The sequence below is a fragment of the Streptomyces roseolus genome, assembly GCF_014649855.1.
In the GTDB taxonomy this organism is placed as follows: Bacteria; Actinomycetota; Actinomycetes; order Streptomycetales; family Streptomycetaceae; genus Streptomyces; species Streptomyces roseolus.
Genome location: NZ_BMTV01000013.1, coordinates 46,342 through 70,779, shown reverse-complemented (window position 1 = coordinate 70,779; position 24,438 = coordinate 46,342). Strand labels below are relative to the sequence as shown.

27 protein-coding genes are annotated in these 24,438 nt (G+C 73.5%); 9 read left to right on the top strand and 18 right to left on the bottom strand.

All coding sequences use genetic code 11. The features are described from left to right. Positions 1-52 precede the first annotated feature (52 nt). Both IE245_RS17390 and IE245_RS17385 read right to left on the bottom strand, forming a co-directional pair. A complete protein-coding gene (locus IE245_RS17390) occupies positions 53-1,354 on the bottom strand; it encodes a M28 family metallopeptidase (RefSeq protein ID WP_189948409.1) in 1,302 nt (433 codons plus the stop codon). A 563-nt stretch (positions 1,355-1,917) separates the two neighbouring features. Beyond that, a complete protein-coding gene (locus IE245_RS17385) occupies positions 1,918-2,883 on the bottom strand; it encodes a HEAT repeat domain-containing protein (RefSeq protein ID WP_189948407.1) in 966 nt (321 codons plus the stop codon). 122 nt (positions 2,884-3,005) lie between these two features. Between IE245_RS17385 and IE245_RS17380 the strand changes: the two genes are divergently transcribed. Next, positions 3,006-3,497 carry a hypothetical protein gene (locus IE245_RS17380; RefSeq protein ID WP_189948405.1) on the top strand — a complete coding sequence of 164 codons (492 nt, stop codon included), beginning with the start codon at positions 3,006-3,008 and terminating at the stop codon, positions 3,495-3,497. Positions 3,498-3,619: 122 nt separating this feature from the next. On the opposite strand, the gene IE245_RS17375 is transcribed toward IE245_RS17380, so the two are convergent. Next, on the bottom strand, positions 3,620-4,489 hold the full coding sequence (locus tag IE245_RS17375) for a helix-turn-helix domain-containing protein (RefSeq protein WP_189948403.1): 870 nt from the start codon (positions 4,487-4,489) through the stop codon (positions 3,620-3,622). A 262-nt stretch (positions 4,490-4,751) separates the two neighbouring features. Beyond that, the gene (locus tag IE245_RS17370) at positions 4,752-5,171 is read right to left on the bottom strand and encodes an ATP-binding protein (RefSeq protein ID WP_189948401.1); all 420 of its coding nucleotides are present in this window, start codon (positions 5,169-5,171) and stop codon (positions 4,752-4,754) included. A gap of 143 nt (positions 5,172-5,314) precedes the next feature. Between IE245_RS17370 and IE245_RS17365 the strand changes: the two genes are divergently transcribed. Then, positions 5,315-6,181, top strand: a complete 867-nt coding sequence (locus tag IE245_RS17365) for a helix-turn-helix domain-containing protein (protein ID WP_189948399.1) — start codon at positions 5,315-5,317, stop codon at positions 6,179-6,181. Then, complete coding sequence (locus tag IE245_RS17360; protein WP_189948397.1) at positions 6,178-6,369, top strand: DUF397 domain-containing protein; 192 nt, start codon at positions 6,178-6,180, stop codon at positions 6,367-6,369. Before IE245_RS17365 ends, IE245_RS17360 begins: the two co-directional genes overlap by 4 nt. Positions 6,370-6,471: 102 nt before the next feature. Here the strand turns inward: IE245_RS17360 and IE245_RS17355 are convergent, their stop codons facing one another. From IE245_RS17355 to IE245_RS17335, 5 genes are all read right to left on the bottom strand, one after another. Next, positions 6,472-7,047, bottom strand: coding sequence for a DinB family protein (locus IE245_RS17355; RefSeq protein ID WP_189948395.1), 576 nt, complete (start codon positions 7,045-7,047; stop codon positions 6,472-6,474). A 44-nt stretch (positions 7,048-7,091) separates the two neighbouring features. Beyond that, on the bottom strand, positions 7,092-7,799 hold the full coding sequence (locus IE245_RS17350; RefSeq protein ID WP_189948394.1) for an SDR family oxidoreductase: 708 nt from the start codon (positions 7,797-7,799) through the stop codon (positions 7,092-7,094). 208 nt (positions 7,800-8,007) lie between these two features. Continuing rightward, positions 8,008-8,214 (bottom strand): cold-shock protein, encoded by a 207-nt coding sequence (locus IE245_RS17345; RefSeq protein WP_189948392.1) that lies wholly within the window; start codon positions 8,212-8,214, stop codon positions 8,008-8,010. A 192-nt stretch (positions 8,215-8,406) separates the two neighbouring features. Beyond that, positions 8,407-9,285: a MerR family transcriptional regulator gene (locus IE245_RS17340; RefSeq protein ID WP_189948390.1), complete on the bottom strand. Its 879-nt coding sequence runs from the start codon at positions 9,283-9,285 to the stop codon at positions 8,407-8,409. Then, positions 9,272-9,847 carry a VOC family protein gene (locus IE245_RS17335; protein ID WP_189948388.1) on the bottom strand — a complete coding sequence of 192 codons (576 nt, stop codon included), beginning with the start codon at positions 9,845-9,847 and terminating at the stop codon, positions 9,272-9,274. Before IE245_RS17335 ends, IE245_RS17340 begins: the two co-directional genes overlap by 14 nt. Positions 9,848-9,954: 107 nt before the next feature. Between IE245_RS17335 and IE245_RS17330 the strand changes: the two genes are divergently transcribed. After that, entirely contained in the window at positions 9,955-10,509 is a 555-nt protein-coding gene (locus IE245_RS17330; RefSeq protein ID WP_229851338.1) for a YdeI/OmpD-associated family protein, read from the top strand. Positions 10,510-10,661: 152 nt separating this feature from the next. Beyond that, positions 10,662-11,360: an alpha/beta fold hydrolase gene (locus IE245_RS17325; protein ID WP_189948376.1), complete on the top strand. Its 699-nt coding sequence runs from the start codon at positions 10,662-10,664 to the stop codon at positions 11,358-11,360. 6 nt (positions 11,361-11,366) lie between these two features. Here IE245_RS17325 and IE245_RS17320 read toward each other — a convergent pair whose 3' ends face one another. Beyond that, positions 11,367-11,789, bottom strand: a complete 423-nt coding sequence (locus IE245_RS17320; RefSeq protein ID WP_189948374.1) for a hypothetical protein — start codon at positions 11,787-11,789, stop codon at positions 11,367-11,369. Between the two features lie 94 nt (positions 11,790-11,883). Here IE245_RS17320 and IE245_RS17315 point away from each other — a divergent pair, with 94 nt between their 5' ends. From IE245_RS17315 to IE245_RS17305, 3 genes are all read left to right on the top strand, one after another. Next, positions 11,884-12,987, top strand: coding sequence for an NUDIX hydrolase (locus tag IE245_RS17315; protein WP_189948372.1), 1,104 nt, complete (start codon positions 11,884-11,886; stop codon positions 12,985-12,987). A gap of 88 nt (positions 12,988-13,075) precedes the next feature. Beyond that, on the top strand, positions 13,076-13,459 hold the full coding sequence (locus IE245_RS17310; RefSeq protein WP_189948370.1) for a VOC family protein: 384 nt from the start codon (positions 13,076-13,078) through the stop codon (positions 13,457-13,459). A 50-nt stretch (positions 13,460-13,509) separates the two neighbouring features. Continuing rightward, positions 13,510-13,995, top strand: coding sequence for a DUF1203 domain-containing protein (locus tag IE245_RS17305; RefSeq protein ID WP_189948368.1), 486 nt, complete (start codon positions 13,510-13,512; stop codon positions 13,993-13,995). A 25-nt stretch (positions 13,996-14,020) separates the two neighbouring features. On the opposite strand, the gene IE245_RS17300 is transcribed toward IE245_RS17305, so the two are convergent. The 3 genes from IE245_RS17300 to IE245_RS17290 all read right to left on the bottom strand — a co-directional run bounded on the left by IE245_RS17300 (position 14,021) and on the right by IE245_RS17290 (position 16,770). Beyond that, the gene (locus IE245_RS17300) at positions 14,021-14,497 is read right to left on the bottom strand and encodes a VOC family protein (RefSeq protein ID WP_189948366.1); all 477 of its coding nucleotides are present in this window, start codon (positions 14,495-14,497) and stop codon (positions 14,021-14,023) included. A gap of 218 nt (positions 14,498-14,715) precedes the next feature. Beyond that, on the bottom strand, positions 14,716-15,807 hold the full coding sequence (rarD, locus tag IE245_RS17295) for an EamA family transporter RarD (protein ID WP_189948364.1): 1,092 nt from the start codon (positions 15,805-15,807) through the stop codon (positions 14,716-14,718). Between the two features lie 75 nt (positions 15,808-15,882). Continuing rightward, on the bottom strand, positions 15,883-16,770 hold the full coding sequence (locus tag IE245_RS17290) for an NAD(P)H-binding protein (RefSeq protein ID WP_189948362.1): 888 nt from the start codon (positions 16,768-16,770) through the stop codon (positions 15,883-15,885). Positions 16,771-16,869: 99 nt separating this feature from the next. On the opposite strand from IE245_RS17290, the gene IE245_RS17285 reads away from it, so the two are divergent. Beyond that, positions 16,870-17,265 (top strand): winged helix-turn-helix transcriptional regulator, encoded by a 396-nt coding sequence (locus IE245_RS17285; protein WP_189948360.1) that lies wholly within the window; start codon positions 16,870-16,872, stop codon positions 17,263-17,265. A gap of 177 nt (positions 17,266-17,442) precedes the next feature. On the opposite strand, the gene IE245_RS17280 is transcribed toward IE245_RS17285, so the two are convergent. The 5 genes from IE245_RS17280 to IE245_RS17260 all read right to left on the bottom strand — a co-directional run bounded on the left by IE245_RS17280 (position 17,443) and on the right by IE245_RS17260 (position 24,425). Further along, positions 17,443-18,495 (bottom strand): 2-oxoacid:ferredoxin oxidoreductase subunit beta, encoded by a 1,053-nt coding sequence (locus tag IE245_RS17280; protein ID WP_189948358.1) that lies wholly within the window; start codon positions 18,493-18,495, stop codon positions 17,443-17,445. Continuing rightward, positions 18,488-20,425: a 2-oxoacid:acceptor oxidoreductase subunit alpha gene (locus IE245_RS17275; protein WP_189948356.1), complete on the bottom strand. Its 1,938-nt coding sequence runs from the start codon at positions 20,423-20,425 to the stop codon at positions 18,488-18,490. The genes IE245_RS17280 and IE245_RS17275 overlap by 8 nt, the downstream gene beginning before the upstream one ends. A 316-nt stretch (positions 20,426-20,741) precedes the next feature. Beyond that, positions 20,742-21,401: a response regulator transcription factor gene (locus tag IE245_RS17270; protein ID WP_189948648.1), complete on the bottom strand. Its 660-nt coding sequence runs from the start codon at positions 21,399-21,401 to the stop codon at positions 20,742-20,744. Between the two features lie 178 nt (positions 21,402-21,579). Continuing rightward, on the bottom strand, positions 21,580-22,866 hold the full coding sequence (locus IE245_RS17265) for a sensor histidine kinase (RefSeq protein WP_189948354.1): 1,287 nt from the start codon (positions 22,864-22,866) through the stop codon (positions 21,580-21,582). A 374-nt stretch (positions 22,867-23,240) separates the two neighbouring features. Beyond that, on the bottom strand, positions 23,241-24,425 hold the full coding sequence (locus IE245_RS17260; protein WP_189948352.1) for a sensor histidine kinase: 1,185 nt from the start codon (positions 24,423-24,425) through the stop codon (positions 23,241-23,243). Positions 24,426-24,438: the final 13 nt, after the last annotated feature.

Sequence of the window (24,438 nt, the reverse complement as noted above, 5' to 3'; positions counted from 1 at the left end):
GGTCGGGAGCGTGTCACCGGCCCACCCGGGTGGCTTCGTGTCGCCTCCCCGCCTACGGGAAGGTCAGCTTGAACCCGTTGACGTAGCCGACGTCGGCGGACGCCACGTCCTGCGCGCGCAGCTTCCACACGCCGTTGGCGACCTCGCTGGAGGCGTTCACGGTGTAGGTCTGCTGGATGTTGTCGGCGCTGCCGCCACTCCGGTTGTGCAGGTTGTAGACCGTGCCGTCGGGCGCGACGAGGTCGACGACCAGGTCACCGCGGTAGGGGTGGACGATGTCCACGCCGACGGCGAGGGCGGCCGGCGCGTTGCCCGCGACGCCGGAGACGGTCACGGAGGAGGTCACCGCGGCGCCGTTGTCCGGGATGGAGACGTCGGCGGTGTTCTCGAAGACCGTGCCGGTGGGCGGCGTGCTGGTGCCGGAAAGGGTCCAGATCGCGTGCGCGATGGCGTCGCTGTTGCGGTCCAGGGCCGTGTCGTTGATGTTCGCCGTGGTGTCGCAGGAGGAGTGGTAGCAGCGGTCGAAGGCCGTGGCCGTACCGCCCCACTTGGACACCTGGGCGCTGGTCTTCACCCGGCTGGCGCCGGTGAAGAGGCCGCCGACGGGGATGCCGACGTTCTTGAAGGACGCGTGGTCGGAGCGGCCGTCGCCCTCGGTCTCGATCTCGGTCGGGACGCCGATCCCGGCGAAGTAGTTCTTGAAGGTCGCCTCGATCGCCGGGTCGTCGTCGTAGACGAAGTAGCCCGGGTTCGGCGAGCCGATCATGTCGAAGTTGAGGTAGCCCTTGAGCTTCGCGCGCTCGGTGGTGGCGAGGTTGTTCACGTAGTACTTCGACCCGACGAGGCCGAGCTCCTCCGCGCCCCACCAGCCGAAGCGCAGGTGCTTGGAGGGCTGGTAGCCGGAGCGGGCGACGGCGAGCGCGGTCTCCAGGATCGCGGCGGAACCGGAGCCGTTGTCGTTGATGCCGGGGCCCGAGGAGACCGAGTCGAGGTGCGAGCCGGCCATGACGACCTGGTTCGGGTCGCCGCCCGGCCAGTCGGCTATCAGGTTGTAGCCGGTGCTGCCGTTGTACGTGAACTGCTGGACGGTCGTGGTGTATCCGGCCGCGTCCAGCTTCGCCTTCACGAAGTCGATGGAGGCCTTGTAGCCGGGCCGTCCGTGCCCGCGGTTGCCGCCGTTGGCGGTCGCGATGGACTGGAGGTCGGTCAAGTGCTGCTTGACGTTGGCGACCGGGATGTCCGGGGCGGCGGTGGCGCCGGCGGGTGCGGCGGTGGCCGGGGCGGCGCCGGCGAGGGCGCCCAGGACCAGGGCGGAGGAGCCGGCCAGGGCGGCCAGTCTCACGGAGAGCTTCATGTGGGGGCTCCGGATTCCGAACGGGGATGGGACGGAACGTGCGAGCGCCTCGCGCCGTGGGTGACGCGAGGCGTTGGAGCTGTACGGGTGGCACGCGCGGGGCGCAGGGGTGTGTCGGGGATCCCTACGGCCGGTGTGCGTTGCTGAATGCTCAGTGACATGACGATGTCCCGTCAAGACCTGATTCCGGTCAGGGGTGTTCGCTGAACGGACGCCTCGGGGCGGCGACTCGGCGGACGCATTCCCTCCGGCGGATGCCCGGCGGATGCCGCCCGTGTGCGGTGGCTCGGCGGACGTACTCCCTCCGGTGGGGCGCCCGGCGGACGCCGTCCGCGTGCGCGCTGGGGAGGTGCTTGCCGCGGTGGTTCGGGCGGTGGACGTCTTCCGGGGGTGTCCGCCGGACGTACTCCCTCCGGCCCGCCGGGCTCGGATCGGTTCTCGCGTGCCGTCCGGGCTCGGAGTCGGGTTCTCGCGTGCCGTCCGGCAGGATCGTCAGGCGCTCCCGGGGCGGGGCGTGGGCGGAACGGCGGGTACCGCCCGCCGCGCCGGCGGGCCGGGCCCGCTCACTCCTCCGTGAGCAGGGCCACGGTCGTGCGCACGGACGCGTCGGGATCGTCCGCGAGCAGCGCGAGCACAGCGGTGGCGGCAGGCGTGCCGCACGCGACGAGCCCTTCGGCGGCGGCCTCGCGGACGGCGGGGGAGGGGTCGCGGCCGAGGACGGTGAGGAGGAGGGCGGCGGCCTCGGTACGCCGGTGGGCGACGGCCTCGGCGACGCTCACCCGGACGGCGGTCTCGGCGTCCCCCGCCAGCTCGGCCAGCAGCCGGTCCGCCCCGGGCGTCGACCAGGGGGCCACCGCCCGCGCGAGTTCCTGCCGGATGCCGGCGTCCGGGTGGGCCGCGAGCGGCGCGAGCCGCTCCACCGGCCCGCGCCGGCGGAGCCCGTACCAGCGGAGCGTGTCCCGCAGCGCGACCGTGTCCGCCCGCGCCTCGGCCCGGTCGAGGCGGGCGAGGAGGACGCGCGAGGCGGGCGCGGGCCCGTCCATCGGGTGCGGCCGCCGCTCCCGCAGCCGCCGGGACCCGTACGCGCCGGGCTGGACGCACCCCGCGCACACGCACGGCGCGACCCCGTGCGCCCCGGGGAAGTGCCGCCACCCGGCGACCTGCCGCACCGCCCGCACCTGCCGCACCTCGCCCCGCGCGACGGCCCGGGGCAGGAACACCTCCCACCCGAGCGCCCCGTCCCCCAACTCCCGTATCCGCCGGACGGCTTCGGCCGCGGTGACGTCCTCCCGGCTTCGCCCGTACCGCCCCACCGCCACCGGCTCCCCGTCCGGCAGCCGCACCTGCACGGCGACGATCCCCCGGGGGCCGGGTCGACGCGCCAGCTCCCGCAGCCACTGGTGCGTCAGCGCGTACGAGGGGAGCACCGGGAAGAGGTGGACGCCGCCCCGCTCGCCCCCGGCCTTGATCCCGCTCCGCCGGATCGCCGCCGCGCGGGCGGCGGGCGTCAGGTGCACGAAGGTCGCCATGCGGCGATGCTAGTGCCGTGCCCTGGAGGACCTTCCGGACGTCCGGCCGGGGTGGAGCGATCGGGCGGAGCGCGTGGGCGGAGCGGCGGAACCGACCGCGCCTGTGCGGTATCTGAGCGGGCATGTGGGAGTTCCTGTTCTTCGTCCTGGTCTTCGGGCCCTTCCTGGCGCCGTGTGTCGTGCTGTGCACCGCCGTCCCGCTCGCCTGGAGGGCCTGTACCCGGCGGCCGGTCCTGTCCGGGCGGCTTCCCCGCTTCACCACCTGTGTCCTGGCGGCGGTTCTGGGCGGCGCGGGGGCGTACGGCGCCTACTCGTGGGGTGTGATGTCGGGGTTCCACGTCCTGGACCCGGACCAGATGTGCGCGTCGAAGGGAGCCCGGGGGGACCACGTGGTGACGCGATGGACGTTGCCGCTCAGCACGCGGTGCGTCACGTCGGACGGCGCCGGAACCGAGCTGGTGCCGGACTGGGTGAACCCCGTGATCTTCATGGGCCTTGCGCTTCTGCTGGTGGCGCTCGTCGCCGGAACCCTCGCGAAGGCACGGGGACGTCGCGCCGTCGAGTCAGGACCGGCGGCCCGCCCCCGGCCCTCCGACGCCGGCTCTCCGTTCTGACGCACCTCGCCGTCCTGGGCGGTTCCGCCGCCGTCCTGTGCTTCGTGGAGATCCACTGGCGGGCGGGGGGGAAACCCCGACCACCGGGCCGCCGACCCGACACCGTGACCGGTCGGACCGGCCTAGGCGGCGGCCGCGGCCGTGCTCGCGCACGCGCGGCACCGGCCCGGTTCCGGCGCGCGGAAGGCGCGGTCGCAGTCGTCGCAGTTCTGGAAGGGGTCGGGGGGCGGCGGGGCGACGGGCCCGGCGGGGAGGGGCGGCGGCACGAGCGCCGCCAGCCGGTACGCCAGGAGCCCCGCCGGATGCGCGAGGTCGTGGGGGAGGTCGGCGCAGAGCGTACGGCTCACCGCCTCGGGATGCGCCCCGCGCTCCAGCCACTCGGTCACCCCCGGCGCGAGCCGCCGCACGTCCCGCTCCGACAGCAGCAACCGGGGCTCCCGCCCCCGCAGCCCGGCGAGGAGCGCGGCGGCGGCGCGGTGCCGCTCGGGAAGGAGTGACCGCGTCGGTGCGGCTGCCGTTGGGACCGACAGCCGCTCAAGGGCTTTTGGGGCCGGAGGCTCCTCCTGGGCCTGGGGGACCTCGGGTGCCTCTGGTTCCTCCTGGATCTCCGGGGTCTCTTCGGCCTCCGGAGTCTCCCGTACGGCACGGGGCTCAGCCCCCGGCCGGTTGTACGAGATCGTGCGCGGGATGAACCGCCCGTCCGGCAGCCGCTCCCGGGTCCGCGAGAGGAAGCCGGCCGCCTCCAGCTCCCGCAGGGCCGCCGCGATCTTCATCTCGCTCAGCCCCTTGGTACGGGCGGCGAGCGCCTTGATCCCGACGGACGCACCGGCGGGCAGCGACTGGATGATGACGGCGAGCCCGACCGCCGGGATCGTCAGATCCGGGTGCTGGGCGAGGTCGTTGCTGATGACGACGTAGCGGCTGGTGAGCCGGACGTTGCGGTGAATGAGCCCACGGTCGTGCGGGCGCGCGTTAGGGTGCACGGAAGCCATCGGGAAGAGGTCTACTTCCTCGTTGGTCAGGCCCTCGGCCGGGATGCCAGTCCCGCCGGGGGCCGTCGCATTTCAAGTGGAGTGGTGGCTGGAGCATATGCCACGCAACCCGCCCCGAATCCAGCCCAGTTGCCACAGATCACCCAGGAGAGTGACGGGGCTCCGGCGGGGAGGCTGGAGGGGTTGGGTAGGGCTTTCCCCGGGATTTTCTTTTTACGTCGCGCACCGCCGCGACGCGAGCCCCCACGACGCGGGAAAGCCCTCACGGCAGGGGGAGTTCGGCCCAGACGGTCTTCTGCGGAGCGGGCCCCTGCCGCACTCCCCACCCCCGGGCCAGCGCCCCGACGAGCAGGAGCCCGCGTCCGCTCTCGGCGTCGGGGGAGGCCTCCTCGGGACGGGGCACGTCGTCACCCCGCGTGTCCGTCACCTCGACCCGCACCACCGCGCCGGTCGCGACGACCCGCACCCTGAAATCCCTCCCCGGCACGTGCCCGTGCGTCACCGCGTTGTTCGCCAGCTCGGCCACGACCTGCTCCACCGCCTCGACCATGTGCTCCAGCCCCCAGGAACGCAGCTGCTCGCCGGCGAGCAGCCTGGCCAACCGCGCCCCTCTGGGCGTCGAGGAAAGCTGAAGGGTGAAGTGGCGTGCGGTCGCCATGAGTTGGCTGCTTTCGGGGTTCATGCGACCAAGCGTGAGGGGCGGTGCCTACGCTGCGCACCAGAAACGCCCTTACGTACGGTTACTGTCCAGGGACTGTCCCGTCTTGTCTCGACTGTCTCGGGCCGCGCTCCGGGTAGAGGGCCGCCACAAGGAGGTGGGCACGCATGAGCGTGGACGAGGTGGACGGTGTCGTCGTCGAGGACGCGGGCTGGGAGGTGGACCCCGGCGACGAGCCCGGGAAGGCCGTCCTGGCCACGGTCGGTCGCCATCTCAAGACGTGGCGCGAGGCGAAAGGGCTGAGCGCGGCGGAGTTGGGCGAGCGGACGGGTTACGGCGAGGACATGATCCGCAAGCTGGAGCGGGGTGACCGGATCCCGAGGCCGGAGTTCCTGGACAAGGCGGACGAGGTCCTTGGCGCGGATGGGCTCCTTGCGGACATGAAGCAGGACACCTCGGAGATCCGCTACCCGAAGCCGATCCGGGACCTTGCGAAGCTGGAGAGGCGGGCGGTCGAGTTCTGCATGTACACGAACTTTGACGTTCATGGACTGCTACAGACGGACGAGTTCTCACAGGCGATGATGCGGACCTGGCGTCCGGCGTACACCCCCGAACAGCTGGAGCGGTACTCCGTAGCGCGCGAGGGTCGCCGTGCGGTGCTGCGGAAGGTCCCGGCGCCCGAGTTCAGCTTTGTGCAGGAAGAGGTGTCGCTGAGGAGGCCCGTCGGCGGGAGAATGGTGCTGCGTCGTCAGCTGGAGCACCTGCTGGAGGTGAGCGAGTTGCCTCATGTTTCGCTCCAAGTGATGCCGACCGGGTGCGCCGACCATCCCGGAACGAGCGGAGTGATCGAGATCCTGAAGTTCGGGGACGGTACGGCGGTGGGGCGTATGGACGCCGACTTCGGCGGCCGCCCGGTGTCCGACCCGAAACGCCTCCGGCTCCTGGACCTGCGCTATGGCATCATCCGATCCATGGCCCTCACTCCAGCGGAGTCGCGGGACTTCATCGAACAGCTGCTGGGAGAGACATGATCGGCGCGCCCGAACTGGATTGGTTCAAGAGCAGCTACAGCAACGGTGGCAACGGCGAAACGTGCGTCGAAGTCGCCACCACTCCCGGCACCGTCCACGTCCGCGACTCCAAGAACACCGAGGGCCCTCGTCTCGCGTTCGGCCCGGCCGCGTGGGCCGGGTTCGTGGCGTACAGCTCGGAGAAGTAGCGACGTAACCGAAACGGTTCGACCGTTCCGTACGGGAAGGCGTCGCCGCGCTGGGGGTCGACCCCGCCTTCGTCCCGGAGCCCTGAGGCTCTCCCGGCCCGGTCAGCGGGTGGCTGCCCGCGCGGCCCGTTCCACCTGCGCGTAGTGGGCGTCGCGGGCAGCCGCGTCGCGGTCGGTGGCGTGCTGGGCCGTCAGGCCCGTGACGCCGTCGAGGCGTTCGCGGAGGATGTCCGCGTGACCGGTGTGGCGGCTCGTCTCGGTGAGCATGTGGACCAGGACGGTGGAGAGCCGCACGTCGGGGCGGGGCCACCAGGGGACGTGGCCGGGGGCGTCGAGGGGGAGCGCGGTGATCGTCGCGTCGGCGTGGGCCCAGGCGCGGCGGTAGCGGTCGACGATCTCGTCGCGCGTCTCGTGCTCGGTCGCCCACAGGTCGGTGCCGTGCGTCGCGGGGTCGTCCCAGCGGGGGAGGGGCTCGGGGAAGGGGCGGTCGAAGACCATGCCGAAGTACGAGGACTCCAGCAGCGCCAGGTGCTTGACCAGGCCGAGGAGATTGGTGCCCGTCGGGGTCAGGGGGCGGCGGACGTCGTACTCGCCGAGGCCGTCGAGCTTCCAGAGCAGCGCCTCGCGCACCCTCCGGAGACCGTTGTGGAGGTGATCCTTCGCGAAGTCCTCGATCATGACGTGAGCCTGGCAGGCACGGGCCGGAGCCACAAGCCCCGGCCCTACCAGGGCAGGGGCTCGCCGTCCCGGAAGAAGCCGCCGGTGGGGCCGGAGTCGGGCAGGGTGGCGGCCCGGACGATGCCGGTGGCGCCCTGGTCGACGGGGGCGCCGCCCGGGCCGCCCATGTCGGTGGCGATCCAGCCCGGACAGACGGCGTTGACCAGGATCCGCTCGGCGCGCAGTTCGTCCGCGAGCTTGCGGGTCAGGGCGTTGAGGGCGGCCTTCGAGACGCCGTAGGCGGGCGTGCCGCCGGACATGTCCGCCAGGGAGCCGGATTCGCTGGAGACGTTCACCACGCGGGCGTGGGACGAACGCCGGAGCAGCGGCAGGAACTCCTGCGTGGTCCGCCAGGCGCCGAAGAGGTTGGTCTCCAGGGTCCGGCGGACCTCGTCGAGGTCGACGGAGACGGCCCTGCGGGCCGTGTCGTAGTTGACGGCCGCGTTGTTCACGAGGACGTCGAGGCGCCCGAACTCCTCCTCCACGCGCCGCGCGAGGGCCCGGACGGAATCCGCGTCGGTGACGTCCAGCCGGCACGGCACCAGCGTGCCGGACACGCCGGGGGCCGGCTCGGCGGCGGCCCGTTCGGCGTCCTCCAAGCGGCGTGCGGACAGCAGGACCGTGTGCCCGAGTCCGGCGAGCCGGCGTGCGGTCTCCCGGCCGATGCCCCTGTTGCCGCCCGTGACCAGCGATACCGGCGCAGCCGTGCTCATGCCCGCTCCCCTCCGGCGGACGATCCGCCGTCGGGAAGCACGCTATGCCGTCGCCCGGCGCGGGGGGATCGGGCCCGGGGCGGAGACGGGACGGGCCTTCGGACGTACCCCGGAGGTCAGAGCGGGCGCCCCCTCCGGAGGCCGGAGCGGGCGTGCCCCGGGAGCGAGGGCGGGCGTACCCCCGGAGTCGGCGCGGGCGCCCCGGAAGTCAGAGCGGGCGTACCGCCTCGGCCTGCGGGCCCTTGTTGCCCTGGGTCACCTCGAACTCGACGCGCTGGTTCTCGTCGAGGGACTTGTAGCCGTCGGTCTGGATCGCGGAGTAGTGGACGAACACGTCCGCGCCACCGCCGTCCGTCGCGATGAAGCCGTACCCCTTCTCCGCGTTGAACCACTTCACGGTCCCCTGCTGCGGCATCCCCGACGCTCCTTCTTCCGGTCGCGCCCGCGGTGCCGATCACCGCGGACGGAGCGTGTCTCCCCACCCGCGGGAGCGCTTACACCTCCGCCGGCCCGCGGCCCGCACGCGTGGACGGGGCTTGTACGGACCGGAGTTGGCCGACGGGAGGGTGGTGGCGGCATGTCGCCGAGCCGGAGCGAGGCCCCCGCCCTACTCCCAGGTCGCCGTGTCCGGGTCGATGCCGTGGGCACGGGCACTCGCGTCCACGATCCCGCTGAACCAGGCCGCCAGGCCCGGGCGGACGCCGTCGTAGTGCGCGGCGAAGCCCGGATCCGACGCGTACATGCGGGCGAGGCAGACCTGCATCCTCCTCGTCAGCGGGAAGTAGGCGGCGAAGACGGCGCGGTGGCGGTCGACGAGGGCGTTCGCCTCCCGGCTTCCCGGCGTGACGCCCGCGTCCAGGGCTGCCGCGAGGTCGCGGTCCAGGGCGGCCGTCGCGTCGTGGACGGCCTGCCACTCCTCGGGGGTGCGGTCCGCCGCACGCTCGGCGTACTGCCGCCACTGCGGGGTGTCCCCGTACCGCTCCCGGGCCTTCACCGGGCCCTCCGGGTCCCAGTCCGGGCCGAAGATCGCGGCCTGCTGCTCGGCGGTCAGCAGCAGGCCCCGCTCGTGCGCCTCGATCATCCGGTCCAGGCCCGCGCCGAGCCGCCGGAGCCGTTCGACGCGCTCCGCGACCTGCGCGCGCTGGGCGCGCAGCGCGGCGGGGACGTCGGTGCCGGCGTCGTCCAGGACGGCCCGGATCCGGTCAAGGCCGAGACCGAGCTCGCGGTAGACGACGACGCGGTGCAGACGTTCGAGGTCGGCGGCGGTGTAGAGCCGGTACCCGGCGCCCGTACGCAGCGAGGGCCGGGCCAATCCGATCTCGTCCCAGTGGTGCAGCGCGCGGACGGTGACGCCGAGGCGCGCGGAGACCTGGCCGACGGTGAGGCCGTCGGTGTCGGTGTCGTTCCCGGTGCCGGCGGCGACGCCAGTGGTGGTGGCGTCAGGGGCGTCGGTGTGCGCGGCGGACGGCGGGTCAGTGTCGGGCATGCTCCTCATTCTCGTCGGGGTGGGGGGTAGTGGCCGGCCCGGTGATGCCGATCTCGGCGAGGTTCCGCGCCTCCTGACTGGCGGGGTCGTACGGCTTCGCGGCCGTGAGGACGATCCGCGCCCTCTCCGGAGTGATCACCTCGACGTCGCGGGTGTTCCAGGGGGTGTCCCGGGGGCTGTCCTCCGACACGGAGTCGGGGCGGACCGCCCGGCAGGCGTCGACGATCCCGTCGATCTGGCCGAGCACGCACGAGAAGCCGACGCTCATCGCCGGGGCCCCGGCCGGGACGGAGCCCGCCGCGACGAGCAGGACGTCCTGGAACGCCCAGCGGCGCAGGTGCACCAGGACGCCGGGGACGGAGAACAGCTCGAAGAAGCCGAGGCCGCGGGTCCAGAAGTCCACGGAGGCGGCCAGGTCGGCGGTGGGGACGGTGACGAAGGCGGGCATGCCGTAGATGCCGCGGAAGGGCTCCGGCGGCACGGCGTCGGGGCCGGGGGCGGGGACGGGGCTGACCTCGAAGGCGTCGTAGTGGCCGACGCCGTCGGCGTGGTTGTCGCTCATGACCGTCAGCCTTCAGCCTCACGTCGCGTGAGGGTCAAGTCCTGGTTCTCCGGGCCCGGGGCCCGCCGGTGTGGTTGGCTGCCGGGATGACTCAGGACCTGGAGACCATGACGTTCGATTCGGCCGAGGCGTTCGAGGCGTGGCTCGCCGAGCACCACTCCGTCCGGCCCGGCATCTGGCTCAGGATCCGCAAGAAGACGCCCGGAGTCGTCGCCCTGGACTACGCCCAGGCGCTCGACGTGGCGCTCTGCTACGGCTGGATCGACGGGCAGAAGGCGAAGCTCGACGACGTGTGGTGGCTCCAGCGGTTCACCCCGCGCACGCGCACCAGCAGGTGGTCCAAGATCAACCGGGACAAGGTGGCGGCCCTGATCGCGCAGGGCCGGATGCGACCGCCCGGGCAGGCCGAGATCGACCGCGCGAAGGCGGACGGCCGCTGGGAGGCGGCGTACGACAGCCCGAAGGCCGCCACGGTGCCGGACGACCTCGCCGCGGCCCTCGCGGCCGAGCCGGCCGCGGCGGCCTTCTTCGAGACGCTCGACGGCCGGAACCGGTACGCCGTCCTGTACCGGATCCAGGACGCCAAACGGGCCGAGACCCGGGCGCGCCGGATCGCGACGTACGTGGCGATGCTGGCGAAGGGGGAGAAGCTCCACCCGTGACGCCCGGCGCCGGCCGGTTGTCGGAGGGGGCGCGTAACGTGCCCGCGGTCGGGACCGACACCACGCGCTCCCGCTCCCGCTCTCGTACTCCCGCTCCCGTACTTGCTCCCGCTCTCGTACTCGCTCCCGTACTCGCGCTCGGAAGGATCTCCGTGGACGTACTGCTCGTCGCCGGTCTGTGGCTCGACGCGTCCGCCTGGGACGACGTCGTCCCCGAACTCGCCGCCCTCGGCCACCGGGCCGTGCCGGTCGCCCTCCCGGGGCAGGGGGACGGCGACGGGTCCGCGACCCTCGCGGACCAGCGGGCCGCGGTGCTCGCCGCGGTCGACGCGGCGGAGGGGAAACCGCTGGTCGTGGGGCACTCGGCGGCGGCGACCCTGGCCTGGCTGGCCGCCGACGCACGGCCGGGGAAGGTGGGCGGGGTCGCGCTGGTCGGCGGCTTCCCGGCCCCCGACGGGCGGGCGTACGCCGACTTCTTCCCGGTCGTGGACGGCGTCGTGCCCTTCCCCGGCTGGGGCCCCTTCGAAGGCCCGGACGCGGCCGACCTGGACGAGCGGGCCCGGGAGCGGATCGCGTCCACCGCCGTACCCGTGCCCGAGGCGGTCGCCAGGGGGGTCGTGCGCCTCACCGACGAGCGCCGCTTCGACGTGCCCGTCGCCCTCGTCTGCCCCGAGTTCACCCCCGCCCAGGCGCGGGAGTGGATCGCCGCGGGCGAGAGCCCCGAACTCGCCCGCGCCCGCCGCCTCACCTGCCTCGACCTCGACTCGGGGCACTGGCCGATGGCCACCCGCCCACGCGAACTGGCCGCGGTGCTCGCGGAGTCCGGTCGCCACCTGCTCGCGGGGGCCTGACGGCGCTCAGTCCGCCGTCACGCCCCAGTAGCCGATCTCCGACGGCTCCCCGTCCTCGTACAGGACCGTGCAGTTGCCCTGGGCGCGGTCGGGGTAGAGCTCGTGGTCGGCGGCCAGGGCGGCCTCCCACCGCTCGCGGGTGGGGCGGCCGTCCGGGCACCAGGCGCGGATCTCGTCCGGCGTCAACGGCCGCATGTACGGCCCCCATTCCGTGAAGTCGGCGGCGACCGTGTGGACCTGGTCCAGGACCGAGCAGGTGCCGCCGGTCAGGACGTACTCCACCCAGTCCTGGCTCTCCCACAGCTCCGCGATCGTGCGGCCCGTGAAGCCGTGGTCGTCCTTCGCCAGCTCCTCGTCCTGCGCCCGCCGGAACGCGACCGCCAGGTCGGCGTCGTACGGGCCCGTCTGCCACCATCCGTTGCCACCCATGCCCTCCGCCCCTTCCCCCTGTGGGTATTCCTCTGAGGATCTTCCTTCCGGTGGGGAGCGTAGGGCCCGGGTGCGACAACCTAGGCTGCTGCGCGTGGACATAGACCTCGGCAACGGAATCCTCGGCGCCGTCCTCGGCGTCGTCTTCGCCACCCTGTTCCAGCAGTCGGCCCAGAACCTCTGGTTCAAGGCGCGGCGCCGCGCCGCGGGGAAGGTGCGGAGCCTGACGTACCGGCCCGAACACGGCGGCGCCTGGAGCACGTTCTCGATCGGGCCGCTACACACCTCCGCGCTGATCGTCGAAGGCGACGGGGAGCGTCCGATCGCGCCTGGGTCCGTCCACGTGCAGGTGCTCGACGGCGCGGTCGAGCTGCCCGCCGAACTGGCGCCCTGGCGGGCCGAGATCGAGGCCGAGGAGACGCGGGCCGCCGCGGCCGGCGAGCGGCGGCCGGTCTGGAACGGGGAGCGGTACGCGGTCGAGTCCGTCGAGGTGACCCGTACGCCCCTCGACGAGGCCCCCGAGGTGCACCTGCGGCTGCGGCCCACCGACTACTACACCTTCCTCGCCGCCCAGCAGCTCGACCGGCGGCTGCCCGACGGCTCGACCCCGCGCGGACGCTGGCTGGACCCCGACGCGCCGCTGACCGCGCCCGCCTTCCTCCAGTGCAGCTTCGGCGTGAACGTCGCCGTCGTCACCGCCGACGACCTGCTGGTGGTCAGCCGGCGCGGGGACCGGGTCAGGACCGCGCCCGGCCTGTGGAACTCCTCCGTGAACGAGGGCCTCGCCCGGAACATCGACTCCTCCGGCCGTCACGCGCCCGACCTGCACGCGGTCGCCCGGCGCGGCATGCGCGAGGAACTCGCCCTGGATCCGCGCGAGTACACGCTCGCGCTGCTCGCGTTCGTGCTCGACGTCGAGAGCCGGATGTGGAGCGCCCACTTCACCGCACGGCTGACCGGCCTGACGGGCGAGGAGCTGCGGGCCCGCACGAGCCGGGGCGTCGCGGACCGCTGGGAGCACACCGCCATGGAGTACGTGCCGTTCCGCACGGCCGACGTGGTCCGCCACCTCCTCGCGCCGGAGCGGCGCCACCGCTGGGCCCCGCTCGCGCCCGCCCTCTTCCACCTCGCGCTCGTCCACGCCCACGGCCGCGCGTCGGTGGAACGGGCGGAGGCGGCGGTGGTACGGCGTCTTTAGCGGCAGGCCGTCGCCGCCGCCGTCGTCGTGCCGGGACGCCTTCGCGTCGCCGTCGCCGGGAGCGGGGGCGGACCGTACGCTGGAGCGCATGGCATGCCGCATCAGTGAGTTGATCCTCGAATGCGCCGACCCCGAACGGCTCGCCGCGTTCTGGAGCGAGGTCCTCGGGTACGTCGAGATCGGCCGGGAGGACGACGGAAGCATCGAGATCGGGCCGCCCGGCGTCGGCTTCGGCGGACCGCAGCCGACCCTCGTCCTCAGCCCGAACAGCGCACCCCGCGCCGAGAAGCTCCGCCTCCACATCGACGTCAACCCGACCGACCGCGACCAGGACGCCGAACTGGAACGGCTGCTCGCCCTCGGCGCGAAGCCGGCGGACGTCGGGCAGACGGGCGAGGAGAACTGGCACGTCCTGGAGGACCCGGAGGGCAACGTCTTCTGCCTCCTGCACCGGCGCATCGACCCGGCCTAGGGGTCCGAATGCCGCCAGCGGCACGGGGACGGCGGAGTGAGGCTGGGCACATGAACCACTACACACCGCGGGCCGTCGAGCCCGCCGTCCTCGCCGAGCTCCGGTCCGTCGACGACGCCGGGCGCCCCTGCGTCCCGTACACGGCGGAGGAGGGCGGCGAACCGCTGCGCTGCTGCCTGCGCCGCGCCCGCCCCGGCGAGCGGGTCGCCCTCGTCGCGTACGCCCCGCTGCGGCGGTGGGCGGCCGCCACCGGGGCGGCGCCGGGGGCGTACGACGAGGTGGGACCGGTGTTCGTCCACGCGAAGGAGTGCGAGGGCTTCGACGCGAACGGGGAGGCGTACCCCTTCGAGCGGGCGGGCGCGCTGCGGACGGTGCGGCGGTACGGGGCGGACGGCCGGATCCGCGGCGGGCGGCTCGTCGAACTTCCCGGCCTGGAAGAGGCGTTCGACCAAGCCTTCGCGGATCCGGCGGTCGCGCTGGTGCACGTGCGGGCGGTGGAGTACGGCTGCTTCCACTTCGAGGTGCGACGCGACTAGCGCTCTGTCGCCGCTGCCCCCGCTGCTACTGCACGCAGAACTCGTTGCCCTCGGGGTCGGTCATCACCACCCACGAGCCGCCCTGCTCCGCCACCCGCCGCCGCACGGCGGCGCCGAGCTTCACCAGGCGCTCCACCTGGGCGTCGCGCGCGTCGGGGCCGGCGTGCACGTCGAGGTGGAGGCGGTTCTTCACGGTCTTCTCCTCGGGGACCCGCTGGAAGAGGATCCGGCGGCCGAGACCGGCGCCGTTCTCCTCCGACAGCGGGTCGTCCGGGTGCCGTACGGCGGCGAGGTCGTGCCACCCGAGGCGCTGCTCCGGCGTGCCGGGGCGCACGGTCAGGGTCGCCTCGGGCGGTACGGCCCCGATGGCGAGCAGCTTTGCCACGAGGGCGCTGTGGTCCTCCTCGACGTAGCCGAGGGCGGCGGCCCAGAAGGCGGCCTGCGCGTGCGGGTCACGCGCGTCGATCACGACTTTCCAGTGCAGCGGTTCCGTCGGTTCCATCCTCCACGTATACCGCGCGCCACCGACACCAGGCCGTCGTCCGGGCGCGCTCGTCGCCCTCGCCACCCTCGCCGCCCTCCGTGCCCGCCGCCGCGAGCCGGCCGGGTCCGCGCGGGAGGTGCTGGTCCGAGCCCCGGCCGGGCCCGTACGGGAAAGGCCCCGCCCGAGTCGTCGGGCGGGGCCTTCGGCCGGAAGCGGAAGCGGGAGCGTACGACGGGTCAGCCGCGGGGCTCCCGGGCCGTGACCGGGGCCGTCGCCGTCGCCGCCTCCTCCGCCAGCCGCTCCGCCGCCGACGCCGCGGCGCGGGTGACGGCCGCGCGGCTGCGGCGGGCGGTGCGGAGGGCGTCCCAGGTGAGGAGCGTCAGGGCCAGCCAGACCAGCGAGAAGCCCGCCCAGCGCTCGGCCGGCATGGCCTCGTGGAAGTACGCGACGCCGAGGAGGAACTGGAAGGTCGGGGCCAGGTACTGCAGCAGGCCCAGCGTGGAGAGCGGGAGCCGGATCGCCGCCGCGCCGAAGCAGACCAGCGGGATCGCGGTGACGACGCCGGTCGACGCGAGGAGCGCCATGTGCCCGGCGCCCTCCGTGCCGAAGGCCAGCTCGGAGCGCGAGCCGAGGAGGACCAGGTAGCCGAGGGCCGGCAGGAAGAGGACGGCGGTCTCGGCCGCCAGGGACTCCAGGCCGCCGATGTTCACCTGCTTCTTCACCAGGCCGTAGACGGCGAAGGAGACGGCGAGGACGAGGGAGATCCACGGCGGGCGGCCGTAGCCGGCCGCCAGGACGAGCACGGCGGCGAAGCCGATGCCGACGGCCGCCCACTGGGCGGGGCGGAGGCGTTCCTTCAGGACGAGGACGCCGAGCGCGATCGTCACGAGCGGGTTGATGAAGTAGCCGAGCGAGGCCTCGACGACGTGGCCGTTGTTGACCGACCAGATGTACAGGCCCCAGTTCACCGTGATGACGGTCGCGGCGATCGTCAGCAGGCCGAGCTTGCGCGGGTCGGCGAGCAGCTCCTTCATCCAGCCCCAGCGGCGCAGCGCCAGCAGGGCGAGGCCGACGAAGGCGAAGGACCACACCATCCGGTGGGCCAGGATCTCGCCCGCGCTCGCGGGCTTGAGCAGGGGCCAGTAGAGGGGGACCAGGCCCCAGATCGCGTACGCGGCGACGCCGTACGCGAGACCGGCGCGGTTCTCGCCGCCCGCGGCGCCCGCGGCGACCGTCTCCGCCGCCCCGCCACCGGCCCCCTCGGCCGTCCCGTCGGCCGTCGCACCGGTCCCGCCGGTCCCGGTGACCGTGCTTCTTCCCCAGCCCATGGATGCCTCCCGCCCTGCGCCGCGCTGTTCCGACGACGGTAGCGCCGCACGGGGCACGCTGTCATGTGTGTACCGCTATACGGTCATGACCTTGAGCGCCTCGGCGACCGTCGTGCCGATCGGGGTGGTCGGGCGGCTGATCAGCCGCGCCAGGTCGCCGGTCCGGACGGCCAGCGCGCCCCGCCCGATCGCCTCGTCCACGTCGACGAGGATCGCCGCGAAGGGCTCCGGGACCCCGGCGCCGGTCAGGATCTCCAGGTGGGTTTCCGCCGGCACGTCCGTGTACGCGATCGGCCGCCCGCTGCGGGCGGCGATCTCCGCCGCGTACTCGGCGAGCGACCAGGCCTCGTCGCCGCTCAGCTCGTACGCGCGGTTCAGGTGCCGCCCGTGCTCCTCGTCGGGGCCGGTCAGCACCGCCGCCGCGGCGGCCGCGTAGTCGGCGCGGGTGGCGGAGGCGATCCGGCCCTCGCCGGCGTTGCCGACGACGGCGCCGTGGGCGAGGACGGGGGCGAGGTTGTCGGTGTAGTTCTCGCTGTACCAGCCGTTCCGCAGGAACGTGTACGGCAGGCCGGAGGCCAGGATCAGCTCCTCCGTCGCCTTGTGCTCCGCCGCCAGGTCGAAGTCGGCCCCGGGCCCGCCCAGGACGCCGGTGTACGCGAGCTGGGCCACGCCCGCCGCCTTGGCCGCGTCGATCACGGCGGCGTGCTGCGGCACCCGCTGCCCGACCTCGCTGCCGGAGATCAGCAGCACCCGGTCGCCCGCCTCGAAGGCGCCGGCCAGCGTCTCCGGCCGGCTGTAGTCCGCGATCCGCAGCTCGACGCCGCGGTCCGCGAGGTCGGCGGCCTTCTCCTTGTTCCGCACGACGGCGGCGACGGCCCCGGCGGGGACGGCCGGGTCGGCGAGGAGGGCGTCGACGACGAGACGGCCGAGCTGTCCGGTGGCTCCGGTGACGACGATGCGCATGGGAATTCCTTCGGGGAGGGATGCGGGAGGGACGAACACACTCACCGTACGTCTGGCACTAACCAATCGAAAGTACCCACTTTGAAGTAAGGTACTGGCATGAAGGTGAGCACCGAGGTCGCGGTCAAGCCCCTGCTGGCGGACGTGGACGGCGCCATGTGCCCGTCCCGGCTCGTCCTGGAGCACGTCACCAGCCGCTGGGGCGTCCTCGTCCTGATGGCGCTCCTGGAGCGCTCGTACCGCTTCAGCGAACTGCGGCGCAGGATCGGCGGCGTCAGCGAGAAGATGCTCACGCAGACCCTCCAGACCCTGGAGCGGGACGGCTTCGTCCACCGCGACGCCAAGCCCGTCATCCCGCCCCGCGTCGACTACACCCTCACCCCCCTCGGCGAGGACGCCGCCGGACGGATCACGGCCCTCGCCCTCTGGACCGAGTCCCTCGTCCCCGACGTCGAGGCCGCCCGCGCCCGCTACGACGAGGCCCGCGGCCGATGACGCCGCCGCGCCCGTCGGGCGGTACGCGGCCGAGGTGATCGAGAAGGACGTCCCCCGCCGCCCCGGCCGCTTCCGGGAGGCCGGCGAGGAGGGGCGGGAACCCGTCGAGGCCCCCGACGGGCCGAGGGGCGCGGCCGGTGACCCGGCCGCGCCCCTCGGGAGATCCGTGACCGGCCGTCAGCCGACCACCGTCCAGGTGTCGTTGCCCGCGAGGAGCCGCCCGAGGTCACCCTCGCCCTGCTGCTCCACGGCCCTGTCCAGCTGGTCGGCCATCAGGGTGTCGTAGACCGGGCGTTCCACCGACCGGAAGACGCCGATGGGCGTCTGGTGGAGGGTGTCGGGGTCGGCGAGGCGGGAGAGGGCGAAGGCGGTCGTCGGGGAGGCGGCGTGCGCGTCGTGGACGAGGATCCGCGACTCGTTCTCCGGGGTGACCGCGACGACCTCCAGGTCGCCGGTGGCGGGGTCGCGGACGACGCCCTTGCCGTGCTCGGCGCCGAAGCGGATCGGCTGCCCGTGCTCCAGGCGGATGACGGCCTCCGCGGCCCGGTCCTTGTCCTTGAGGACCTCGAAGGCGCCGTCGTTGAAGATGTTGCAGTTCTGGTAGATCTCCACCAGCGCCGTGCCGTCGTGGTCGGCGGCCTGCCGCAGCACCTCGGTGAGGTGCTTGCGGTCGGAGTCGACCGTCCGGGCCACGAAGGACGCCTCCGCGCCGAGGGCCAGCGACACCGGGTTGAAGGGGGCGTCGAGGGAACCCATCGGGGTCGACTTGGTGATCTTGCCGACCTCGGAGGTGGGGGAGTACTGGCCCTTGGTGAGTCCGTAGATCCGGTTGTTGAAGAGCAGGATCTTCAGGTTCACGTTGCGGCGCAGGGCGTGGATGAGGTGGTTGCCGCCGATCGACAGCGCGTCGCCGTCGCCGGTCACCACCCACACCGACAGGTCGCGGCGGGAGGTCGCCAGGCCGGTGGCGATGGCCGGGGCGCGGCCGTGGATGGAGTGCATCCCGTAGGTGTTCATGTAGTACGGGAAGCGGGACGAGCAGCCGATGCCCGAGACGAAGACGATGTTCTCCTTCGCCAGGCCGAGCTCGGGCATGAAGCCCTGGACGGCGGCGAGCACGGCGTAGTCGCCGCACCCCGGGCACCAGCGGACCTCCTGGTCCGACTTGAAGTCCTTCATGGACTGGGCGGCCTCGGCCTTGGGCACCAGACTCAGCAGGTTCTCAGGCATCGATGGCCTCCTTGAGCGCGGCGGCGAGCTGCTCGGCCTTGAACGGCATGCCGTTGACCTGGTTGTGGCTGCGGGCGTCGACGAGGTACTTCGCGCGGATCAGGGTGGCGAGCTGCCCGAGGTTCATCTCGGGGATCACGACCTTGTCGTACCGCTTCAGGACCTCGCCGAGGTTCTTCGGGAAGGGGTTGAGGTGGCGCAGGTGGGCCTGCGCGATGTGGCCGCCCTCGCGGCGGATGCGGCGTACGGCGGCGGTGATCGGGCCGTACGTCGAGCCCCAGCCGAGGACCAGGGTCCGGGCGCCGTCCGGGTCGTCGGCCTCGATGTCGGGGACGTCGACGCCGTCGACCTTGGCCTGGCGGGTGCGGACCATGAAGTCGTGGTTGGCGGGGTCGTACGAGATGTTGCCGGTGCCGTCCTGCTTCTCGATGCCGCCGATGCGGTGTTCGAGGCCGGGGGTGCCGGGGACGGCCCAGGGGCGGGCCAGGGTCTCCGGGTCGCGCTTGTACGGCCAGAAGACCTCGGTGCCGTCGGCCTGGGTGTGGTTCGGGCCGGTGGCGAAGGCCGTGCGCAGGTCGGGCAGCGCGTCGACGTCGGGGATCCGCCAGGGCTCGGAGCCGTTGGCGAGGTAGCCGTCGGAGAGCAGGAGGACCGGGGTGCGGTACGCGAGAGCGATCCGGGCCGCCTCCAGGGCGGCGTCGAAGCAGTCGGCCGGGGTCCTCGGGGCCACGACCGGCACCGGCGCCTCGCCGTTGCGCCCGTACATGGCCTGGAGCAGGTCGGCCTGCTCGGTCTTGGTGGGGAGGCCGGTGGACGGGCCGCCGCGCTGGATGTCGACGATGAGGAGCGGCAGCTCCAGGGAGACCGCGAGGCCGATCGTCTCGGACTTCAGGGCCACGCCCGGGCCGGAGGTGGTGGTGACGGCGAGCGAGCCGCCGAAGGCGGCGCCGAGGGCGGCGCCGATGCCGGCGATCTCGTCCTCGGCCTGGAAGGTCCGCACGCCGAAGTTCTTGTGCTTCGACAGCTCGTGCAGGATGTCGGAGGCCGGGGTGATCGGGTAGGAGCCCAGGTAGAGCGGCAGCTCCGCCTGGCGGCTCGCGGCGATCAGGCCGTAGGACAGGGCGAGGTTCCCGGAGATGTTCCGGTAGGTGCCGGTGGGGAACGCGCGGGTCGCGGGGGCGACCTCGTAGGAGACGGCGAAGTCCTCGGTGGTCTCGCCGAAGTTCCAGCCGGCCCGGAAGGCGGCCACGTTCGCCTCGGCGATCTGCGGCTTCTTCGCGAACTTCTGCCGGAGGAAGTTCTCCGTGCCCTCGGTCGGCCGGTGGTACATCCAGGAGAGCAGTCCGAGCGCGAACATGTTCTTGCTCCGCTCGGCCTCTTTCCGGGACAGCCCGAACTCCTTGAGCGCCTCGATGGTCAGCGTCGTCAGCGGCACGGGGTGGACCCGGTAGCCGTCGAGCGAGCCGTCCTCCAGGGGGCTCTGCGCGTACCCGACCTTGGCCATGGCCCGCTTCGCGAACTCGTCCGTGTTCACGATGACCTCGCCGCCGCGCGGCACGTCGGCGATGTTCGCCTTCAGCGCGGCGGGGTTCATCGCGACCAGCACGTTCGGCGCGTCGCCGGGGGTCAGGATGTCGTGGTCGGCGAAGTGCAGCTGGAAGGACGAGACGCCCGGCAGGGTGCCGGCGGGCGCCCGGATCTCGGCCGGGAAGTTCGGCAGGGTGGAGAGGTCGTTCCCGAAGGACGCCGTCTCCGAGGTGAACCGGTCACCCGTGAGCTGCATGCCGTCACCGGAGTCACCCGCGAACCGGATGATCACCCGGTCGAGTCGGCGGACTTCCTTCTCGGCGCCGTCACGGCCCTCCACGGGGGCGCTGCGCTGCTCCCCGAGCAAGGCTTCACCGGCCTCGCTACTGACCTGGCTGGTCACTTACTGGACCTCCCTAGCGGCAAGCGGGACTCTGCGGCCCACCCTACGACGGTGAGGTGCGCCTTCCCGGGACTTCTCACATGGTGGGCCTCTGCTTGAGATGCCCTTTCGCCGTACATTGTCCTGTTGTGCACCTACCCGGATTGCACCGGAACGCGGTATTCCGCCTCGTTCTTTCCTCCTAGGTCCGCCCTAGGTCCCCACGAGGTCCGCTCCAGATCCGGACAGGCGTCCGGAACGGTCGCATCCGACAGGGTGACGGACGGACGGGGTCCGGGAACGGGAGACCGGCTCGGAGTCCGGGAAGGCGGGCGGCTCACGACCTGAGGTACGTCAGCACCGCCAGGACCCGGCGGTGGTCGCCCTCGCTCGGCGAGAGGCCCAGCTTCAGGAAGATGTTGCCGATGTGCTTCTCCACCGCGCCGTCGCTCACGACCAGCTGCTTCGCGATCGCCGAGTTCGTCCGCCCCTCCGCCATCAGACCCAGGACCTCCCGCTCGCGCGGGGTCAGATGGGCCAGGACGTCCTGCTGCCGGCTGCGGCCGAGCAGCTGCTGCACCACCTCCGGGTCCAGGGCCGTACCGCCCTCCGCGACCCGCACCACCGCCTCGGTGAACTCGCGCACCTCCGCGACCCGGTCCTTCAGCAGGTAGCCCACGCCCCGCGTGGAACCGGCCAGGAGTTCGGTGGCGTACTGCTCCTCCACGTACTGCGACAGCACGAGCACGGCCAGCTCCGGGTACTCCGCCCGCAGCCGCACCGCCGCCCGCACCCCCTCGTCCGTGTGCGTCGGCGGCATCCGCACGTCCGCCACCACCACGTCCGGCAGCGCGCCCGCGTCTGCGAGCTCCGCCACCGTCTTCACCAGCGCCTCGCCGTCCCCGACCCCCGCGACGACCTCGTGCCCCCGGTCCGTGAGCAGCCGCGTCAGCCCCTCGCGCAACAGCACCGAATCCTCGGCGATGACCACCCGCACCCGGTCCGCCACCTCTCCCACGCCCACGTCCGCCGCCCCCAGTCCCTGCGATAGCCCTGCGATACCCGATCACGCGGCCCGGTCGGCGCCGCGTGATCAAGCATCGCAGGAAAGCCCCCGCCGGGGCGCGGGACCGGGACACGGAACCGGGGTCGCGGCCCCGGGCGTTCCGGACCCCTCAGGCGCGCCAGGGGAGCTCGGCCGTCACCGTCGTCGGACCGCCCCCGGGCGAATCCACCGCGAGGACGCCGTCCACCGCCCGCAGCCGCTCCGCGAGCCCCGCGAGGCCCTGTCCGCGCGCGGGGTCCGCGCCGCCGACGCCGTCGTCCCGCACCTGGAGCATCAGCCGCGCGCCCGACCGCCACACGTCCACCGAGGCCCGCCGCGCCCGCGCGTGCCGGGTCACGTTCTCCAGGAGCTCCGTCACCGTGAAGTAGGCGAGGCCCTCGATCGCCGCCACCGGCCGCCCCGGCAGGTCCACCGTCACCGACACCGGCACCGCGCAGCGGGCCGCCACCGACGACAGCGCCGCGTCCAGGCCCCGGTCGGTCAGGACCGCCGGGTGGATGCCCCGCGCCAGGTCCCGCAGCTCCTTCAGCGCCAGCTTCACCTCGCCGTGCGCCTCGTCCACCAGCACCGCCGCCGCCCCCGGGTCGCGGGCCAGCGTCTCCCGGGCGAGGCCCAGGTCCATCGCCAGCGACGCCAGCCGCGCCTGCGGCCCGTCGTGCAGGTCCCGCTCGATCCGCCGCAGGTCCGCCGCCGCCGTGTCCACGGCCGCGCCCCGGTCCGACTCCAGCTCCGTCACCCGCTCCGCCAGCCGCCCCGGCCCCAGCAGCCCCGCCGCCAGGACCCGGTCCACCGCCGTCAGCCCCCGCACCACCGGCGGCCACGCCAGTACGAACAGCAACCCGATCCCGCAGGTGACGGCGATCTCGAAGGGCGAGTCCAGGTACAGGGCGTGGGTCTCGTCCCCGTACAGCTGGATGCCGTCCTGCCCGAGGTACGCCGGGAAGACCCACCGCCACAGCGGATACGTGAACAGCCCCCAGCCCCACGCGAAGAACGTCAGCGACACGGAGAACGAGAACACCGCCCACGGGAAGTGCGCGATCCCGTACAGCAGGTGCCGCCACGAGGCCCCCGACCGCAGGGACGCGGCCATCCACGAGAACGCCCCGCCCGTCCGCCCCCGCACCGGCTCCGGCGCGGCCACGTGCGCCCCGAGCAGCCCCCGCACCCGCGCCCGCTCCACCGCGCCGAACGCCCGGCTCACGGTCAGCGAGGCGGCCAGCACCGGCACCCCGAGGAAGGTGATCAGGAGCCCCAGGCCCGCGGAGGTGAGGGCGACGGCGAGCGAGAACCACAGCACGCTCAGCGGCAGCCCCACCAGGGTGAAGAGGAACCCGCGCCAAGTCCGCCCCTGGAAGGGCGCCCGGAGCGCGGCGGGAACGAGGCTCGAATCCATGGGGAGGTCCTTCTACTCGTCACTGGGTACGCGACCAGGGTTCCGTCCGGGACCCCCTCGGCACCATGAGGCGGGTCGGCGTCTCCGCAGGGGGGATATCCCTACCGGCGGGAGACGGGGGAGACGGGGGAGCCAGGGAGTCAGAGGGGGGCAGGGAGTCGGGGGGCAGGGAGCCAGGGGGGCAGGGGCGAGGGCGACCGGAGACCGGAGACCGGGCCGTCAGGCGGCCGTCATGCCCACCGGCCCCAGAGACCCCACTGGGCCTACAGACCCCACTGGGCCTACAGACCCCACTGGGCCTACAGACCCCACTGGGCCCACAGACCCCACAGATCCCACTGGCCCCACCGGCCCTGCCGACCCCACCAGACCCGTCAGGCCTGCCGCGTCCGCCACGGCAGCTCCGCCGTGACCGTCGTCGGGCCGCCCTCGGGGGAGTCCACGACCAGCAGGCCGTCCACCGCGCCGAGGCGTTCCGCCAGGCCCGCCAGGCCCGTGCCGGCGCCGTCGAGACGCGCGCCGCCGACGCCGTCGTCCCGCACCTGGAGCAGCAGGCGGTCCTTCGCCCGCCACGCCTCCACCGAGGCCGCGCGGGCCTTCGCGTGCTTGGACACGTTCTGCAGCAGCTCCGAGACGGTGAAGTACGCGATCCCCTCGATCGCCTCCGCGGGCCGCTCCGGCAGGTCCACCGTCACCGTCGCCGGCACCGTGCACCGGCCCGCGAGCGACGACAGCGCCGCGCCGAGCCCCCGGTCGGTCAGGACCGCCGGGTGGATGCCCCGCGCCAGGTCCCGCAGCTCCTGGAGGGCCAGCTTCACCTCGCCGTGCGCCTCCGCGACCATCTCGGCCGCCGCCTCCGGGTCCTCGTGGAGCTTCTCCTTCGCGAGCCCGAGCCCCATCGCGAGGGCCACGAGGCGCGCCTGCGCCCCGTCGTGCAGGTCCCGCTCGATCCGCCGCAGGTCGGCCGCCGCCGTGTCCACGACCACGCCCCGGTCCGACTCCAGTTCGGCGATCCGCCGCTCCAGCTCGTCCGAGGGCGAAAGCAGCCCCCGCACCATGCCCCGGTCCGCCGCCGCCAGGCCCCGCGCGATGAACGGCAGCACCGGCCACAGCGCCACCAGCGACACCAGGACGACGGAGAAGGTGACGATCCCCCACGGCAGCCGCATCAGCCCGTACAGCTGCGTCCGCCACGCCACCGGGTCCTTGAGCCGCGTCCACAGCCACGGCACCGCGCCGCCCGGCCGCGGCAGCGGCGAGGGCTCCGCCACGTCCGCGTCGAGGAGCGCCCGCGCCCGGGCCCGCTCGGACCGGCCGATCCCCCGCGCGCCCGACAGGCCGACCGCCAGCAGCGGCAGGCCGATCACGGTGACGGACAGGGCGACCCCGACGGCGACCGTGGTGACGGCGTAGACGAAGCCGACGAGGGCGGTGGGGAGGTTGAGCAGCAGGAAGGAGATCTCCTTCCAGGTCTCCTTCCCGTACGCGGTCCGCCGCCGCGCGGGCGGGTCCCCGGCCGCGACGGCGGGGGCGGAAGGGCTCGGGTGATCAGCGGTCATGCCCCCAGCCTGC